Source organism: Pseudoalteromonas sp. SG41-5, from assembly GCF_014164495.1.
In the GTDB taxonomy this organism is placed as follows: domain Bacteria; phylum Pseudomonadota; class Gammaproteobacteria; order Enterobacterales; family Alteromonadaceae; genus Pseudoalteromonas; species Pseudoalteromonas rhizosphaerae.
The window spans coordinates 37,478-54,206 of sequence record NZ_JACJFH010000004.1 but is presented as its reverse complement, the minus strand read 5'-3'; the positions used below and the strand labels follow the sequence as shown (position 1 = coordinate 54,206).

General features: G+C 40.1%; 14 protein-coding genes. 7 read left to right on the top strand and 7 right to left on the bottom strand.

The window, feature by feature from the left end:
- Positions 1-12 precede the first annotated feature (12 nt).
- From H5232_RS01975 to H5232_RS01965, 3 genes are all read right to left on the bottom strand, one after another.
- A complete protein-coding gene (locus tag H5232_RS01975; RefSeq protein ID WP_220491317.1) occupies positions 13-525 on the bottom strand; it encodes a DUF2489 domain-containing protein in 513 nt (170 codons plus the stop codon).
- Positions 525-1,109 carry a Der GTPase-activating protein YihI gene (gene yihI / locus H5232_RS01970; protein WP_145238440.1) on the bottom strand — a complete coding sequence of 195 codons (585 nt, stop codon included), beginning with the start codon at positions 1,107-1,109 and terminating at the stop codon, positions 525-527. Before yihI ends, H5232_RS01975 begins: the two co-directional genes overlap by 1 nt.
- 755 nt (positions 1,110-1,864) lie before the next feature.
- Entirely contained in the window at positions 1,865-2,497 is a 633-nt protein-coding gene (locus tag H5232_RS01965) for a cytochrome c (RefSeq protein ID WP_149982610.1), read from the bottom strand.
- A gap of 295 nt (positions 2,498-2,792) precedes the next feature.
- Between H5232_RS01965 and yihA the strand changes: the two genes are divergently transcribed.
- Positions 2,793-3,455 (top strand): ribosome biogenesis GTP-binding protein YihA/YsxC, encoded by a 663-nt coding sequence (gene yihA, locus H5232_RS01960; protein WP_182740283.1) that lies wholly within the window; start codon positions 2,793-2,795, stop codon positions 3,453-3,455.
- On the opposite strand, the gene H5232_RS01955 is transcribed toward yihA, so the two are convergent.
- Positions 3,456-3,977 (bottom strand): DUF1285 domain-containing protein, encoded by a 522-nt coding sequence (locus H5232_RS01955; RefSeq protein ID WP_145238431.1) that lies wholly within the window; start codon positions 3,975-3,977, stop codon positions 3,456-3,458. It abuts the gene before it with no gap.
- Positions 3,977-4,564 (bottom strand): YceI family protein, encoded by a 588-nt coding sequence (locus H5232_RS01950; protein WP_182830511.1) that lies wholly within the window; start codon positions 4,562-4,564, stop codon positions 3,977-3,979. Before H5232_RS01950 ends, H5232_RS01955 begins: the two co-directional genes overlap by 1 nt.
- A gap of 437 nt (positions 4,565-5,001) precedes the next feature.
- Here H5232_RS01950 and H5232_RS01945 point away from each other — a divergent pair, with 437 nt between their 5' ends.
- Positions 5,002-5,922, top strand: a complete 921-nt coding sequence (locus H5232_RS01945) for a triacylglycerol lipase (protein WP_182740281.1) — start codon at positions 5,002-5,004, stop codon at positions 5,920-5,922.
- A 3-nt stretch (positions 5,923-5,925) separates the two neighbouring features.
- Positions 5,926-6,735 (top strand): lipase secretion chaperone, encoded by an 810-nt coding sequence (locus H5232_RS01940; RefSeq protein ID WP_182760684.1) that lies wholly within the window; start codon positions 5,926-5,928, stop codon positions 6,733-6,735.
- Between the two features lie 138 nt (positions 6,736-6,873).
- Here H5232_RS01940 and polA read toward each other — a convergent pair whose 3' ends face one another.
- Complete coding sequence (polA, locus tag H5232_RS01935; RefSeq protein ID WP_182784094.1) at positions 6,874-9,609, bottom strand: DNA polymerase I; 2,736 nt, start codon at positions 9,607-9,609, stop codon at positions 6,874-6,876.
- 567 nt (positions 9,610-10,176) lie between these two features.
- Here polA and elbB point away from each other — a divergent pair.
- The 3 genes from elbB (at position 10,177) to H5232_RS01920 (ending at position 14,180) form a co-directional block, all read left to right on the top strand.
- Positions 10,177-10,827 carry an isoprenoid biosynthesis glyoxalase ElbB gene (elbB, locus tag H5232_RS01930; RefSeq protein WP_149982603.1) on the top strand — a complete coding sequence of 217 codons (651 nt, stop codon included), beginning with the start codon at positions 10,177-10,179 and terminating at the stop codon, positions 10,825-10,827.
- Positions 10,828-11,019: 192 nt separating this feature from the next.
- Complete coding sequence (locus tag H5232_RS01925; protein ID WP_149982602.1) at positions 11,020-11,412, top strand: cytochrome c5 family protein; 393 nt, start codon at positions 11,020-11,022, stop codon at positions 11,410-11,412.
- A gap of 188 nt (positions 11,413-11,600) precedes the next feature.
- A complete protein-coding gene (locus tag H5232_RS01920; RefSeq protein WP_182740391.1) occupies positions 11,601-14,180 on the top strand; it encodes a diguanylate cyclase domain-containing protein in 2,580 nt (859 codons plus the stop codon).
- Between the two features lie 47 nt (positions 14,181-14,227).
- On the opposite strand, the gene rep is transcribed toward H5232_RS01920, so the two are convergent.
- On the bottom strand, positions 14,228-16,246 hold the full coding sequence (rep, locus tag H5232_RS01915; protein WP_145238754.1) for a DNA helicase Rep: 2,019 nt from the start codon (positions 16,244-16,246) through the stop codon (positions 14,228-14,230).
- A gap of 113 nt (positions 16,247-16,359) precedes the next feature.
- Between rep and H5232_RS01910 the strand changes: the two genes are divergently transcribed.
- Positions 16,360-16,632, top strand: coding sequence for a ubiquinone biosynthesis accessory factor UbiK (locus H5232_RS01910; protein WP_145238407.1), 273 nt, complete (start codon positions 16,360-16,362; stop codon positions 16,630-16,632).
- Positions 16,633-16,729 lie beyond the last annotated feature (97 nt).

Below are 16,729 nucleotides of genomic sequence, written 5' to 3'. Positions count from 1 at the left end.
GATACTGTAAAATTAGTTAAACACCACGTTTTCGCTACCAGGGGCTGCTTTAAACTCTTCAATGATTTTCTCACAGTCAGCTTTAATTTGCTCTGCATGAGTTTCTTCAGCACGCCAGCGAGCGCTGTCTTGTTTAAATATTTCTTTTTTCGAATATTTTTTACGAGCGTCATGAGTTGGCATTTCTTTTACCACTTCATACATCGCAAATATGCCTGGATAACGCCCTGGAAGGTCTTCGTCATCCTCAAAGCTGTATTGCGACATTAGCACCCAAATACGCAAACACCCTTCTGAGAACTCACATTGCTCTTGGTGCATAGCACGGGCGATTAAATGAATGCTGTCTGCGAGCTTGGCATTACGCTCTAAGCGCGACTTAGCTAACTTAGCTTGCTGCTTTACCTGCTCTTTCGCGATCAGTTTTTTTTGCGCACTGAGTTTATACAGTAATTGGCCAGCATAAAATGCCAGCCCCGCAATGATCACAGCGCCAACACACAGAGCCAAGATCATTATGTTCATTATTTATCGTCCTCGTCATCTAACCATTCATTGGCTAAATCATTCGACAAGTAATGATCAAAGTCACTATTAGCTTCTTCGCTAAACTCTTCATCATCAAAATCATCAGCTTCGTCTTCAATACCAAGCAATTCACATAACACTTGATGACGTGCAATACGGCTGTTGAAGTATTTAGCATCTTTACCTGTTAATAACTGGCCACTTTCATGTAACTCAACCAGCTTCAATAAGCGCTCGTCATTTTCTAGCGCTTCTAATTCTTGCTCTGGTGAAAGCTCAGGCTGAACTACTTTTTTCAGTTCAACTTGTGGCTTCAAGTTACGTTTAAGCTCAATAACTGGTTCAGCTGCAACGGCAATTAAAGGGATTGGTTTTTTACTACCAACACGTTTGTCTTTATGTTGCTGATTACTATTACTCTCAGGCTGTAAAGCGTCTATCGAATTACGTGAACCTGGCTTTGCACCTTTGGTCTTTTTAACGCGTTGTTCTTTCAATGCACGCATTTCTTTAAGCTTATCTTTGCTTAAACGAACAGGACCGTTAGACGGGATTTTACGTGACTTTTTAGTTCTACTCATATCTTGATCATCTCACTTAAGAGGTTTTGAGCAACGCGCATTTTGGCGTTGCGATGCTGGCCTTGCCAGAAGAATTCGGTTTGTGCGGATTGAGGTTGGGTAACTCGACTACTTGCGCACTTTCTATACATTTAAGTATAAACGATGGCTATTGTAACAGGACAAATAAAAAGGCGGTAGAGAAAACATCTCTACCGCCTGCTAATCTGAGCGCCATTTAACTGGACACTTCTCCCTTCGACTTTTTAGTCTTTATTATTGTTATTATTTTTGTTGTTCCATGTTGTTATTATTTTTACCTTCCGTGTAGCATTCCATTTTGTTTTTATTTTAAACTTCCGTGAGATTTTATTATTCTCGGTCTTCATTGACTCTTTTTTAATATTCCTTCGGTGACATCAACCGATGTCTTATCCCCGATAATCACATCACACTACTTTCCGTGTAGTTTAGTCCATTTTGTTCTTATTGTTTCAGCGACAGGGGTTAATTTACGCATTAATAATTTTGTTACAACTAATTTATATAATTTTTCTTACGCAATACAAATTGCAACATAACCAAAACATTAAATTACAATAAGTTATGATAAAAACAAAAATAAAAATAGGATTTAGCTTACAGCAAGGCATGGTCAATGTCTTACAAGGAAAGAGGTAATATCGACAAAACACAAATACAAAAAAAGCAGCTTACGCTGCTTTTTGTAACCACTATAGATTTTAGGATTAATAATAAAACTAATCTATACTACTTTAGTGTAGTCCACCTAAGTACTTAGAAAGCACTTCGATATCTTTGTCTGTTAGCTTGGTGGCAATATCTTGCATCATGCCATTTAAATCATTATGACGCACACCATCACGGAATTTCTCAAGTTGTGACTTGATGTATTCTGGATGTTGAAAAGAAATTTTTGGAAACTTAGCTAATGATGAGCCATTACCACGTGGGCCATGACATGCTGCGCATGCTGGAATACCACGTTCTGCGTCACCTGCTTTATAAAGCATGGCGCCAACGTCAACGATATCTTTAGGTGTTGCACCCTCTGACATGTTAAGTGACGAAAAATAAGCAGCCAAATCTTTCATGTCTTGATCGTTCAATGGCATTGCCATCGCGCTCATGACTGGATCCATACGACCCTCTTTACCACCTGAAGTCATACCTAACTTCAATTCAGTAAGTTGCTTATAAATATAATCCGCGTGTTGGCCTGCAAGTTTTGGGTAGATATTAACCGGCGCGTTACCGTCTGGGCCGTGACAAGCCGCACACGTTGCTGATTTTTCTTTACCTGCGTTTACATCGCCATCAAATGCTGTTGCGTTGCTTGCTGACAACGCACCAAGCAATATAGTTAAAGATAGTGCTATTTTTTTCATGGTGAATTCTCTGTTTCCGACCCTGTATCATCTACAATATGGATGTTGTGATTTACATATTCTACACGATAATAAATTCTCTGGCACGTTTTCTACTCATATTAAACTTATAAATTATAGGGTTTTGACCTAGATTAAGCTTTGGCCGTATCATTTTAGTTGATTTTAGGCTGCTATCTTAGTCTAAATCCGCTTTTTAATAGTGTAGTAATAGTATAAAATGCGCACCTTAAGTGAACTTTAATTAAGTAAAGTTTACTCGCTGTAATACTTAATTAAGTTTCTAGGAGAGCCTGTGCTCAAATCTCGTATCAAATATAACACTGCGTCGTTCGTTACCAGCGCTCCAGATATCACTAAATTGCCTGCTGATACGGGAATTGAAGTTGCCTTTGCTGGCCGCTCCAACGCCGGTAAGTCTAGTGCTCTTAATGCATTAACTGACCAAAAGCTGGCACGTACTAGTAAAACCCCTGGTCGTACGCAACTGATCAACACATTTGAATTAGCCGATGTTGATGATATGCGCCTAATCGATTTACCTGGCTATGGTTTTGCTAAGGTACCGATCGAAATGAAAAAGAAATGGCAAAAGTCATTAGGTGAGTACCTGCAAAAACGTCAAAGTTTAAAAGGTATCGTGATCTTAATGGATATTCGTCATCCTCTTAAAGATTTAGACCGCGATTTAATTAATTGGGCAATTGGTAGTGAAATTCCAGTATTAGCGCTATTAACTAAAGCCGACAAACTAAAGCAAGGTGCACGTAAAGCACAGGTGCTGCAAGTTCGTCGCGAGTTAAGCAGCTTAGAAGGTGATATTACCGTTCATGCGTTTTCATCTTTAAAAGGCACAGGATTACCTGAAGTTGCTAAGAAATTAGATGAATGGTTCCTAGGGCCAATTGTTGCAATACCACCTACTGATATTGAACAAACGCCTGAATCAGATGCTTAATCACACGTTTAAGTAAAAACGCTGACCCGCAGATTGAATGAAATAGCCTTGCTTATCAGCTTGTGCTATTTCTGCCCACTGATAAAACACACTTCTTGATACCCGAGCACTACAGCCATACGGTAACTGTAAATACGGCACATCATTGCCCTGATAATCTTGTACTACTAAAGGTTGTTCGCAGGTTACTAGCCAAGTTCGCTGTAAATTATCCACACAACATAACACTTGCCCTTGCTCTGTCATTTCAAAGCGCCAATTAACGATTATAAAGGGAGCATCATGGACAGTAATAGCTATTTTTTCGATTGGTGTTTTTAAGTAAAAAGTATCCTGCTCTTTGCAAAGAACTGAGGCAAACAGCTTAACCATAGCGATACGAGTAATTTTACTGCCACCGTATAACCACTCACCTTGCTGATTGATGATAATTGGCAGCTCGCCACAATGCTGCGGCTGCCATTGAGAAAATGGCTTGCTTGGCTGCTCAAGTGCAGTGGCAAGCTCATTCAAAGAGTGCATTATTTAAGCTTGTTCATCGTTAATGAAAAACTAACCGGTACTGCCGTTGCTATCGATGGTAAACCTGCTAACTTTTGCAATTGCATAATGCCATCAATGACAGCAAAGTCTGCGCCATTAATGATAATTGGGCTCATTGATGAAACGCTGATATCCCCTTGCGATGACAAGTTGGCTATAACATCCAGTGTAATCTCTTTCTTAGCACCATGAAAATCAAGTTCAGCACTAATACCTTTAAATACATGTTGGCCAGGCTTAAGCGCTTTTAATTGCTTGCTTAAATTAGCTGTTATGGTTGCGGTTGGAAACTTCGCTGTTTCAAATAACAACTTGGTCATGCGTTCATTACGGATAGGGATCATCGTTTCAACTGAGCTCAGATCAATATCAACTGAGAAAGAGCCATCATCAGCTAAACTACCTGACACATTTTTGAAGTGATGCACTTCAGCAATACTATTTGACTTAATAGACACAAAACTTACTTTGCTTTGATCATTGTTAACCTGCCAATCAGCACAGGCAACACCAGAGACTAATAGGCTTGATAACGAAAGACCTAATATCGCAATTGATTTAACCATCACGCATTCCTTTCAAAATGAAAATGAGATTCAATGGTATCACTTGTTCTATGAAGTGCAATCAATAGCATAATAAATAACAGAGACAAAAAAACGACCCAACAAATTAATGCTGGGCCGGTATAGCAAACTGGGGAGAAGCTATCAATACGAGCACCCTTTCGAGTGCATCATCAACAGGATGTCCTACAGGATGAGGACGACGCGGACTTTACCAAACTAACCATGATAAATAAACTAAATACAGGTACTAACTAGTCGAATTGATAAACATATAACTAATACTACAAATTGCATGTTAATTTAACTTAATATTAACATTGAATTTCAGCTCAAAATTTGCTCTATTAACTAATTAGAATAAAAACTCCACACACTTTGTCTGTAAACAGCAGTTCAAAGCGTGATCAAACACACACAATAAAAGAGCACTGATTATGAAAAAAATAACCACTCTATACTTATGCTGCCTGCTATTTATCTTCAGTAATAGCGCTAATGCAGGCTATACCCAAACTAAATACCCAATTGTATTAGCACATGGCTTGATGGGTTTTGACGATGTATTAGGTGTCGATTATTTTTATCGGGTACCAGCAAGCCTCAGTCGTGATGGCGCACAGGTTTTCGTCACGGCCGTATCCTCGCTGAATAGTTCTGAACAACGAGGCGAGCAGTTACTACAGCAAGTTGAACAGATTATTGCACTAACTGGTACAACAAAAGTAAATCTCATTGGTCATAGTCAAGGTGCGCAAAGTATTCGCTATGTTGCCTCACTACGCCCCGACTTAGTTGCCTCAGCGACCAGTGTTGGCGGTGTTAATTTTGGTAGCCCTGTTGCTGATGTGGTGCGCCAAGGACTGACTCCTGGATCTAAGCTAGAAGGTATAGCTAAAACAGCCTTTGATGCATTTGGCGGGTTAATCGCATTACTCTCTGACAATAGTCAGTTACCACAAGATGCGCTTGGTGCACTGGAGAGCTTAACCACTGAGGGCGCGCTGGCCTTTAATCAAAAATATCCAGAAGGCCTACCTGCTGAGCAATGCCAGCAAGGACCTATGTATGCCAGTAATGGCGTATATTACTTTTCTTGGAGTGGTACTCGAACTTTAACAAATATATTTGACCCATCAGATGCAGCACTGGCGATCACTGCAATACTGATCCCAGGCGATGACGATGGCTTAGTCTCTCGTTGTAGTAGCCATTTAGGTTATGTATTAAAAGATAATTACCGCATGAATCACCTTGATGAAGTGAATCAACTGATTGGCTTTCATCATTTATTTACAACCGATCCACTGACAGTCTACCGTCAACATGCTAATCGCTTAAAAAAATTAGGCTTATAAACAATGAAGCGGTTGCTCATTTTAGTGCTAGTGATATCTATCACTAGCACCGCTATGATTTTTTTACTCAGCGACGATAAGCTTACAAGTGCAACGCCACCAAATGTCGATCAACCGATGGCAATCGATAGCATTTTTGAACACGTTATTTTAGCTAGCCAAGAGTCCGGTGAGTTTAGTGCTTCGCAGGCTCTAGAACAGTGCGAAAAGTTAGCTGCATGCGAAATCAATAGTGAGCTATTTAATCGCTACCTCAGCTTTAAAATAGCGCTGGCAGAGCTGCAGCAACAACTCGCTCATTTGCCGCTAAGCGAACAATTAATTGCAATGATCGCTTTTCAACAACGCTACTTCAATGCAGCTGAAATTACTCTTTTATTTAACGATGATAATGAGTGGCAGCACTATACAATTGCCAAGCTTGAAATTAATCAGAACAACCATATTAGTGATGAATTAAAGCAACAATTGTTATCTAATTTAGAGGGCGAGCAACCTGAGCGTATTACCCAGGCACTTAAACCTAGTAACGATCTAAAAGCTTTAAACACTGAGCTAAAAGATGCCCTGCAACAACAAGACTACAATCAACTAGCAGCGGAATTTGGCGATGCTGCGGCAACAAGGTTAATCGCTCTAGAGCAACAGCGCCGGCAATGGCAAACATTGAGTGAGCAACTCACACAACAAATTAAACAGTTAAAGCAACACTATGAGCCACAACAAGCAGAGCAAAAAATTACCCAGCTACTTGATGAGCATTTAACCACAAATCAAAAGCGACGGTTTTTAGTGTTATATCCATTGCATTAAATGAGTGACCTACTATAGCGTTAAGAAAGTAGCCGAATGGCCACCTTTTAAAAAAAACTGACTACCCTATTCACAGACATAAAAAAGCGCGGCTTCACTCAATGCAGCCGCGCTTATATGATTTAAAAAGCTCAGTGATTAATGGGCTTGTTGCCAATTATCTCCGCTATCAGCTTCAACCACTAATGGCACATCTAATTTCGCAGCATCAGACATTAACTGGCAAATTTCTGCGGTGTATTGCTCAACACACTCAGTTTTGATTTCAAATACCAATTCATCGTGTACTTGCATCAGTAATTTAACCGTATTCGGTGCTTGTTCATACACCCATTTGTTGACTGTTAGCATGGCTTTTTTGATGATATCAGCTGCGGTGCCTTGCATTGGTGCATTAATCGCAGCACGTTCGGCTCCTTTACGGCGCGCGCCATTACGGGCGTTGATCTCTGGTAAATGTAAGCGACGACCAAAAATAGTTTCAACATAGCCATTTTCGGCAGCTTTCTCACGGGTTGATTCCATGTACTCAAGCACACCAGGGAAACGTTCAAAATACTTATCAATGTAATGTTGCGCTTCATGGCGCGGTACATCAAGTTGACGTGCTAAACCAAATGCCGACATCCCATAAATTAAACCAAAGTTAACCGCTTTAGCTTTACGGCGCATATCCGTGGTTACATCTTCTAACTCAACACCAAACACTTCCGCAGCAGTTGCACTGTGTACATCAAGACCATTGGCAAACGCATTTAACAAGCCTTTATCTTGCGATAAGTGCGCCATGATACGTAGTTCGATTTGGCTGTAATCGGCAGCCACTATTTTATAGCCATCTGCAGCAATAAAAGCCTCACGAATACGGCGTCCTTCTTCTGAACGAATAGGAATATTTTGCAGATTAGGATCACTTGAACTTAATCGGCCAGTTGCCGTTACCGCTTGATGATAAGAAGTATGCACACGCTTCGTTTGCTCATTCACTATCAGTGGTAATTTATCAGTGTAGGTTGATTTAAGCTTAGATAAACCTCGGTGCTCAATAATAACTTTAGGCAGCGGGTAATCGTGAGCCAACTCTTGTAGTACTTCTTCAGCTGTAGAAGGTGCGCCTTTTGGCGTTTTTTTAATAACTGGCAGTTCAAGTTTTTCAAACAACAATACTTGTAATTGCTTTGGTGAGCTTAAGTTAAATGGTTCACCAGCAATCTCATGCGCTTCTTTTTCCAGCTCAATTAAACGCTCACCCAAACGCTGGCTGTGCGCGGCAAGCATTTTGCTATCAATCGCAACACCGGTACGCTCAATATCTGAAATAACGCTGACAAGCGGCATCTCTATATCTTCAAATACCGATTTAAGCTTTTCATCGGCTGCAAGTTTCGGCCATAATACTTGGTGTAAACGAAGCGTAATATCCGCATCTTCTGCGGCATAAGGTGCCGCTTTATCAAGTTCGATTTGATTAAATGTCAGCTGCTTTTTACCTTTACCAGCAATGTCTTCAAAACTGATATTTTTATGGCCTAAATATTTTAGCGCCAACGAGTCCATATCATGGCGAGTACCAACACTATTAAATACGTAAGATTCAAGCATAGTATCGAATTTAATACCCTTTAGCTCAAAACCGGCATTAGCCAATACACTCTTATCATATTTTAAATTTTGACCAACTTTTGCTTTGTTTTCATCAGCTAAAATTGGCCCGATCTTCGCCATCACCGTCTCTAAACTTAACTGTTCGGGCGCGCCAGGATAATCATGGGCAACCGGTAAATACACGGCTTCGCCAGCTTTAACAGCAAAACTCATCCCGACAAGTTTAGCTTGCATGTAATCAAGGCTGGTTGTTTCAGTATCAAAGGCAAATAGTTCAGCGGCATTTAATTGCTCGACTAAAGTATCTAATTGCTCTGTTGTCAGGATTGTTTCATAGTGAGCATCAGCCACTTGCGGTAATTCATTCGCTTCACTGGGGACAGCCAAGTGAGTGTCTGCATCTTTTGGATTATCTAATAACTCAGCTAACCAGCGACGGAACTCACACTCGCCATACAAGGCAATCAGTTCATCGCGATTTGGCTCTTGCAATTTAAAGGTATCTAAGTCTGATTCAACTTCAACATCGCATTTAATGGTAGCCAGTTCATAACTTAGCGGTAAATGATCGACTGCGGCGGCAAGCTTTTCGCCGATCTTACCTTTGATCTCATCAGCATGATCAAGCACACCTTGTAATGATCCGTATTTTTGTAACCACTTAACCGCCGTTTTAGGGCCGCATCCATCGACACCTGGGATGTTATCTACTTTATCGCCCATCAAAGCTAAGTAATCGATGATCAGTTCAGGACCAACGCCAAATTTTTCAACCACAGTGTCTGGATCAGAAATACTGTCGGTCATGGTATTGATCAAAGTGACATGCTCATTCACTAACTGAGCCATGTCTTTATCACCGGTTGAGATCAATACATGGCGCTGCTGCTCTGAAGCAATACGGGCAAATGTACCAATCACGTCATCCGCTTCAACACCCTCAATACTAATAAGCGGAAAACCCATCGCCCTAATAATATCGTGCAGTGGCGCTATTTGCGTGCGCAAATCATCGGGCATTGGCGGGCGGTTGGCTTTGTACTCACTGTACATATCATTACGGAAAGTTTTACCTTTAGCATCAAAAACCACCACCATATGGCTTGGATCATACTGTTTGATCAGGCTTTTCATCATGTTAACAACGCCATAAATAGCGCCTGTTGCTTCACCTTTTGAGTTAGTTAAATGCGGTGGTGAATGATATGCACGGAATAAGTAGGAAGAGCCATCGACTAAAATAAGTGGATTTTCAGGGATCTGAGCCATGATGTAATTGGATCCTAAATGAGAGAAAACGAAATATCTGTAAGCATGCCATAAGGGCACGCATAAAACGACTGTGAATTAAGCTTTGTTTAAACCGTTAAATAAGAGTAAGTTGTGGATAACTATGTAGATAACACCCACAAGCTATTCCTCCAAAGTAATTTAAAACTACTTAGAAACAAGTTAAGTGCATGTTTTGTTTTAAAAAGATAATACGAGGTTCTTTTTTTATTATTTTTATCACAATGTGGAAAAACATTTTATTGCTTTGCTTGATTGTGGCTTTTTACAACTAAAAAACGGTTAATTCATTCCTTATAAATAACCGGACGAGCATTCTATCACAATGGATCAAAGATCATAGCGATCCTTTATAATTTTTTCCTATTAGCCAACTTAAAAAAAAGCATATAGCGCGTTTTTGCTCTGCCTCGAGTGGATTGATCAAATAAAAATAATCTTTAACTCATCATTATTGATGATCACAAAATGATCTTAATAAGGCCATAACAGTCAGCAAAAGTCATGCTAAACTGACTTTATGAATAATAAATAAGGGCATAGTATATGAAAAAAATAGCTGTAATTTTAGCAGGTTGTGGAGTTTATGACGGTGCAGAAATCAACGAAGCCGTATTAACGTTATTACATATTGCCAAAGCCGGAGCAAGCTACCAGTGTTTTGCCCCTGATATTGAGCAATTGCACACGATCAATCACCTGAATGGGGAACAAATGACCCCTAACCGGAACGTATTAGTCGAAGCGGCACGCATTGCCCGTGGCGATATCAAAGCGTTAACACTGTTAGATGCTAATGACTTTGATGCTTTGATTGTGCCTGGTGGATTTGGCGCGGCTAAAAACCTGTGTGATTTTGCGATCAATGGTGCGCAAGCACAATTAAACCCTGAAATGCTCCGTGCTGCTAAAGCATTTGCGAATGCCAAAAAACCAGCAGGCTATATGTGCATTGCTCCAGCAATGATCCCACTGATCTACAGTGCTGGCGTAAAAACCACTATTGGTAATGATGTTGATACTGCCAACGCACTACAAAGTTTAGGCGCTCAACACATTAATTGTGCAGTAGATGATATTGTAATTGATGAGCAACATAAACTCGTAAGCACTCCAGCTTACATGTTAGCGCAATCAATTTTAGATGCTGATGCAGGTATTGAAAAACTAGTCGCTGCGCTTTTGAAAATGAGCTAATTAGGTGCTAAAAAAACCGCAAATCAGTCATTCTAAAGTAGCTGCTTTGTTGCGCTGGCGCAAAAAAATAGTGTTTTTTCATAAGAAAAATACATCGTAGCGTTTTATAAATTGCGGCTTAGCGTTATAATCGTTCTAAATTCCGTCATCTATCGTGATTGATCACGTTCAAATCGAAGTGAGCAAGGCAAAATGAAAAAACTATCAGCAGCATTATTATTGCTAGCAACCACCGCATACGCACAGCCATATGATAACTCTATGACTGAAGATGCGATCAAAAAACGTATCGCGCCTATAGGTGCCGTTTACTTTGAAGGCGATAAAGCAGCAGTTGCTGAAGTGCCAACAGGTCCTCGTACCGGTGAACAAGTTTACCAAGGTGCGTGCTTTGCATGTCATGGTACTGGCGCACTTGGTGCACCAAAATCAGCAGATGACTGGGCTCCACGCTTAGCGAAAGGCGCTGACACTCTATTAAGTCATGCAATTAATGGTTTTAATGCAATGCCACCACGCGGTACATGCATGGATTGCTCAGATGATGAAATAAGCGCAGCTATTGATTTTATGAGCAAAAAATAATACTTAATTCTGTACTGTTTTTTTATTAAGGCTGATTTTTTTCAGCCTTTTTTATTATTAAAATAAATATCCCCACACCTTTATCACTATTTATTATTATCATTTTCTAATACTATTGGCCGCTTGACGATTCAGCAAAAAAGTGAAAATATAAGTCCAATAAATATACAATAATAAAAATCGGTTTAATGTCACTGGAAGATATAACAGCTTTACTACATAAGCTGGAGCATAAAAATAATCGTTTAAAAGCTCTAGTCCAAAAGTATAAGCAATCCCACCACTTACAAAATGCCCTGATCCAATTATCAGAGCAAGCTAGTTCTGTTGCCGAATTAACGCTACTTTACCCTGCTATTCATGATATTTTGCAAGATTATATGCCAAGTAAAAGTTTTTACGTGGTGCTGTTAAATCAATTTAGTAACACCCTTGAACTCTCTTACTTTGCTGATGAAAAAGATGGTATCTCTGTGCCACTTAATCAAGATAATAATTTTATCCAAGGTGTCACTGGGTATGTTTTTAAACAAGGTAAAACCACCTACTTCCAAGGTGATGAAATGCAGGCTGCTGCCAACAAGGGGTTATTTAAATTACTTGGCACACCAGCAGAACATTGGGTAGGCGTGCCGGTATACCGAGAACAAAGCATTATTGGGGTGCTTGTCGCACAAAGTTACGATAAACAACAAAACTACTCTGAGCAACAAATCGAGCTATTAGAAGTAATGTCGCTCTACTTATCAACGGCTATCGAGCGGGTAAAAAAACGCGAACTATTAGAGTCTGAAGTAAAAATAAGAACTCGCGCATTAACGCAAAGTAATGAAGCACTTAACCTCGAAGTAGAACAACATAAAAAAACCCTCGCACGGCAACATATTCTGTTTAAAATTTCAGAGCTAGCGACGCAAACAAAGCATATTGATGAAGTATATCAACAAGTACATGAAATAATAAAATCAATAACTTACGCTGAGAATTTATACATTGCATTGTATGATCGCGAAACGGGTTGGTTAAACTTTCCGTACTGTGTGGATGAATATAGAGATAACACTCAACCGCGCCCTTTCGCCAAAGGTTATAGCGAATTAGTGTTACGTACCGAACAAACTCAACTCATTGATTGTACCCGAGCACAAAAACTGCTCAAATCCGGTGAAGTAGAAAGACCAGGGCAAGTCAACACTTCAAACTCAGCAACTAGCTGGTTAGGTGCGCCATTAAAAACAGCGCAAGGTGTGATTGGCTTAATAACTTGCCAAGCCTACAATCATAAGCATATTTTTAATCAAGACGACTTTGAATTAATTACCTTTGTATCGCATCAAATAGCGACTGTATTACAAGCACATTTAGCTGCTCAAGCCTTAAAACAAAGCCATCAACAATTAGAGTTTCGAGTTGCTGAAAAAACCAAAGAGATCCTCCAAACCAATATGCATTTACAAATGCAAATTGAAGAGCGCAAAAAAATAGAGCAACAGCTTTATCATGATGCCCACCACGATCCACTTACTGGCTTGCCTAATCGCAGTCTGTTTTTAACCCAATTAGAAAAAACTCTACAGCATTATCAACGTTACCCTGAACAACAGTTTGCTGTGCTGTTTATTGATTTAGACAAGTTTAAGGATATTAACGATCAACTTGGTCATCAAGCCGGTGATCAGTTTTTAATTAGCGTCAGTGAGTCTTTTTCACAATGTATTCGGGAGCACGATTTACTTGCGCGCTTAGGTGGCGATGAGTTTGTAATTTTATTAACGCACTTAACCGATCGCCAACAAGCAGAAGATGTTGCTAAGCGATTAATTGAACTGATGAAAAAACCATTTTGTATGAAAGGTATTTGTGTACAAAGTGGTGCCAGTGTCGGTATTACCTACTCAAAAACAAACTACAAGCACACGGATGAAATTATTCGTGATGCTGATGCTGCCATGTATTATGCAAAAAATGCTGGTCGCAGCCGGTTTGAGTTTTACCATCCACTGCTTAGTGCCGGCACAAGCCCATATGAGTTGGAAACCAGTCATCACTTAGACTCTTTACCAATGCATTTTCGCTGCTCTGAAATTATTACACTTGATGAACAGCATCAATCAGAATCATTGCTTGAGGCATTTGGCGAACACCCAGTACTTGGCAGCACCAGTTTTGAAATATTAAAGAAGTTTGCCGCTGATAAAGCACAACAGCTGGAAGTGGAATTACAGTTATTAACCAAGGCGTGCCAGCAGATCAAAACGGCACAACTGCAAATGGTGTTATTCCCTTGCTCGGGTTTATTACTGGAGAAAAATGAATTTCAGGCGTTATGCTTAACAATGCAAAAGCACAGCATAACAAAACAAATTTGTTTATTATTTAACGAACAAGAGATCCGTTACGCTTCAGGGGGGCAAATTAGTAATTTAAAAATGCTAAGTGAACAAGGCTATTCGATTGGCTTAAATGATTTTGCTAAAGATCGCTGCGAACTTAATTTACTTTGCGATCTTAATTTCGATTATTTATTACTTAGCTCTACCTTTAGTAAGCGAGTGTTACAACAACAAAGCTTTGATTTACAACTACAAGGTGTACTAGCAATAACTAAGATAAAACAAATAAAAGTAATCGCGAAAGGCCCTTCAATATTAAATTATAGAGCCTTACTCGACACTCATGGTTTATCGCTATTTATTGGTAGGCAGCATGCAATTAGTTCCACAGCAACACTCCCAGCTGACTCTTCGAACGAGCAAATTTTAAATTAACGATATGCGTCGCGGATAACCAGTTTATTATCCGCAGTTTAGATGAACTACTCAGGCTTTTTCAGCATGGCACGTAAATTAGCGACTCTGGCTTGGCCCTTTTCCATTCGTTCGGCTTGCGTATTTGGCGCTTTTTTATTTTCAAATGCTAAATCATCTTGCGGTAGCTCTTGTATAAAGCGGCTCAACTCGGTTTGTGATGTTTCGCCAAATTGACGACGAATTTTTGCATAGGTCATGGTCAGCTCTTGCTGAGCACGAGTGATCCCCACATAGGCTAAGCGACGCTCTTCATCAACGTTTTCTTCATCAATACTTACTTGATGCGGTAATAAGCCCTCTTCCATGCCGACCATAAATACGTAAGGATACTCCAAGCCTTTAGAGGCATGTAACGTGAGTAATTGCACCGCATCGGCTTCATCTTCTTCTTCGTTACGTTCTAACATGTCACGCAACGTTAACTTACTCACCACTTCAGCAAGCGTCAACGGCGGATTATCCGCATCACCTGTGAGCATATCTGTGATCCAACGGTACAACTCAGAAACATTCTTCATGCGCATTTCTGCGGCTTTCGCACTCGGTGATGACTCGTATAAATAAGCTTCGTAATTTATTTGTCTGACTAAATCTTTTACCGCTTCAAGGGTATCACCACGTACCGCATTATCTGACAGCTCAACTACCCAACGTGCAAATCCGGCCAACGAGTTTAAACCACGACCTTTTAAGCGATAACCTAAGTCGTTATCAAAACAGGTGGCAAATAAACTGGCATGTTTTTCATTGGCTAAGGTACCCAACTTTTCCAGCGTAACTGTGCCTATTTCACGGCGCGGAGTATTCACAATACGTAGAAACGCATTATCGTCATCTTGATTCACCAATAAGCGCAAGTACGCCATTATATCTTTGATCTCAGAGCGTGAGAAAAACGACATTCCGCCACTGATCTTGTAAGGTATTCGGTTACTCATTAACGACTTTTCAAAGCCACGCGCTTGGTGATTACCACGGTATAAAATAGCGTAATCTTTATAACTGGTGCGCTTCATAAATTTATGCGAGATGATCTCGGCGACGACCCGCTCTGATTCATGCTCTTCATCACGACAGCCAATCACTTTGATCGGCTCGCCATTTTCTAACTCACTAAACAGTTTTTTATCAAATTCATGAGGGTTATTGGCAATCAAGATATTAGCAGCTTTTAAAATACGCTTCACACTGCGATAGTTTTGCTCAAGCTTAATGAGCCGTAAACCTGGAAAGTCTTTGCTTAATAACACTAAGTTTTGTGGTCGAGCACCGCGCCATGAATAGATTGATTGGTCGTCATCACCTACCACGGTAAAACGCGCACGCTCACCCACAAGCAACTTAACTAATTGATATTGACTGGTATTGGTATCTTGATATTCATCCACCAGCAGGTAACGGAAACGTTGTTGCCAACGCTCACGCGAGGTTGCATTATTGATCAGTAATAAGGTGGGGATCATGATCAAGTCATCAAAATCCAAAGCATTATAGGCGCGTAACTGGGTTTGATAACGCGCATACAATTGCGCAAATAGCGCTTTTTGTGGCTCTCGCGCTTCGCGAATCGCTTGCTCTGGTAAAATAAGCTCGTTCTTCCAGCTGCCTATTTGCATTTTTAATAGATTGAGTAAATCTTTGTCTTTTTTTAGCTCTTCTTCAGTTAAGTCAGCAATTAATTGCCCAGTATCTTGATCATCAAATAATGAAAAGCCAGGTTTAAAACCCAGCGTTGTTAGTTCTTTTTTAATGATCTCAAGGCCTAAGGTATGAAAGGTAGATACCCACAAGCCTTTTGACTCTTTTTTACCTAACGTTTGAAAAACTCGCTCGCGCATCTCTTTCGCCGCTTTATTAGTAAAGGTCACCGCGGCAATATTACGTGCTTGATACTCACATTTTTGTACTAAGTAAGCGATTTTATTAGTAATTACACGAGTTTTTCCTGATCCCGCCCCCGCCAGCACTAGGCATGGACCACTAATATATTTTACCGCTTCATCTTGTTTAGGATTGAGTTTCATATCGACCAAAGAGATTGCATTAAAGACGGGCAATTTTAACGTAATCACTACAATACGCCTAGCCAATAAGGTAACATTAGCCATTATCATTTACGCGACAGTAAGGGACAGACATGATCAACCCAGCAAAACTTGAAGAAATTGCCAAACAGATTTCCAGTAACATGCCGCAAGGCGTTAAAAACCTTGCCGATACGTTTGAAGCGAAAACCAAACAAGCTATTCAAAATAAGCTTGCTGAGATGGACTTTGTCAGCCGTGAAGAATTTGATGTACAAAGCCAAGTACTAATTCGCACCCGCGAAAAGCTCGTTGCATTAGAAGCGAAAGTTGCACTACTTGAGCAACAACTCAGTAGCAATAAGCAAAGCGAGCAACCAGAATAATACCGTTTTAGTTATTACTTCAGGCAGCTTCGGCTGCTTGATTTGTTTTACGCCTTGCATACAGATCAACATCTATATACGATACGTATACGTTTTA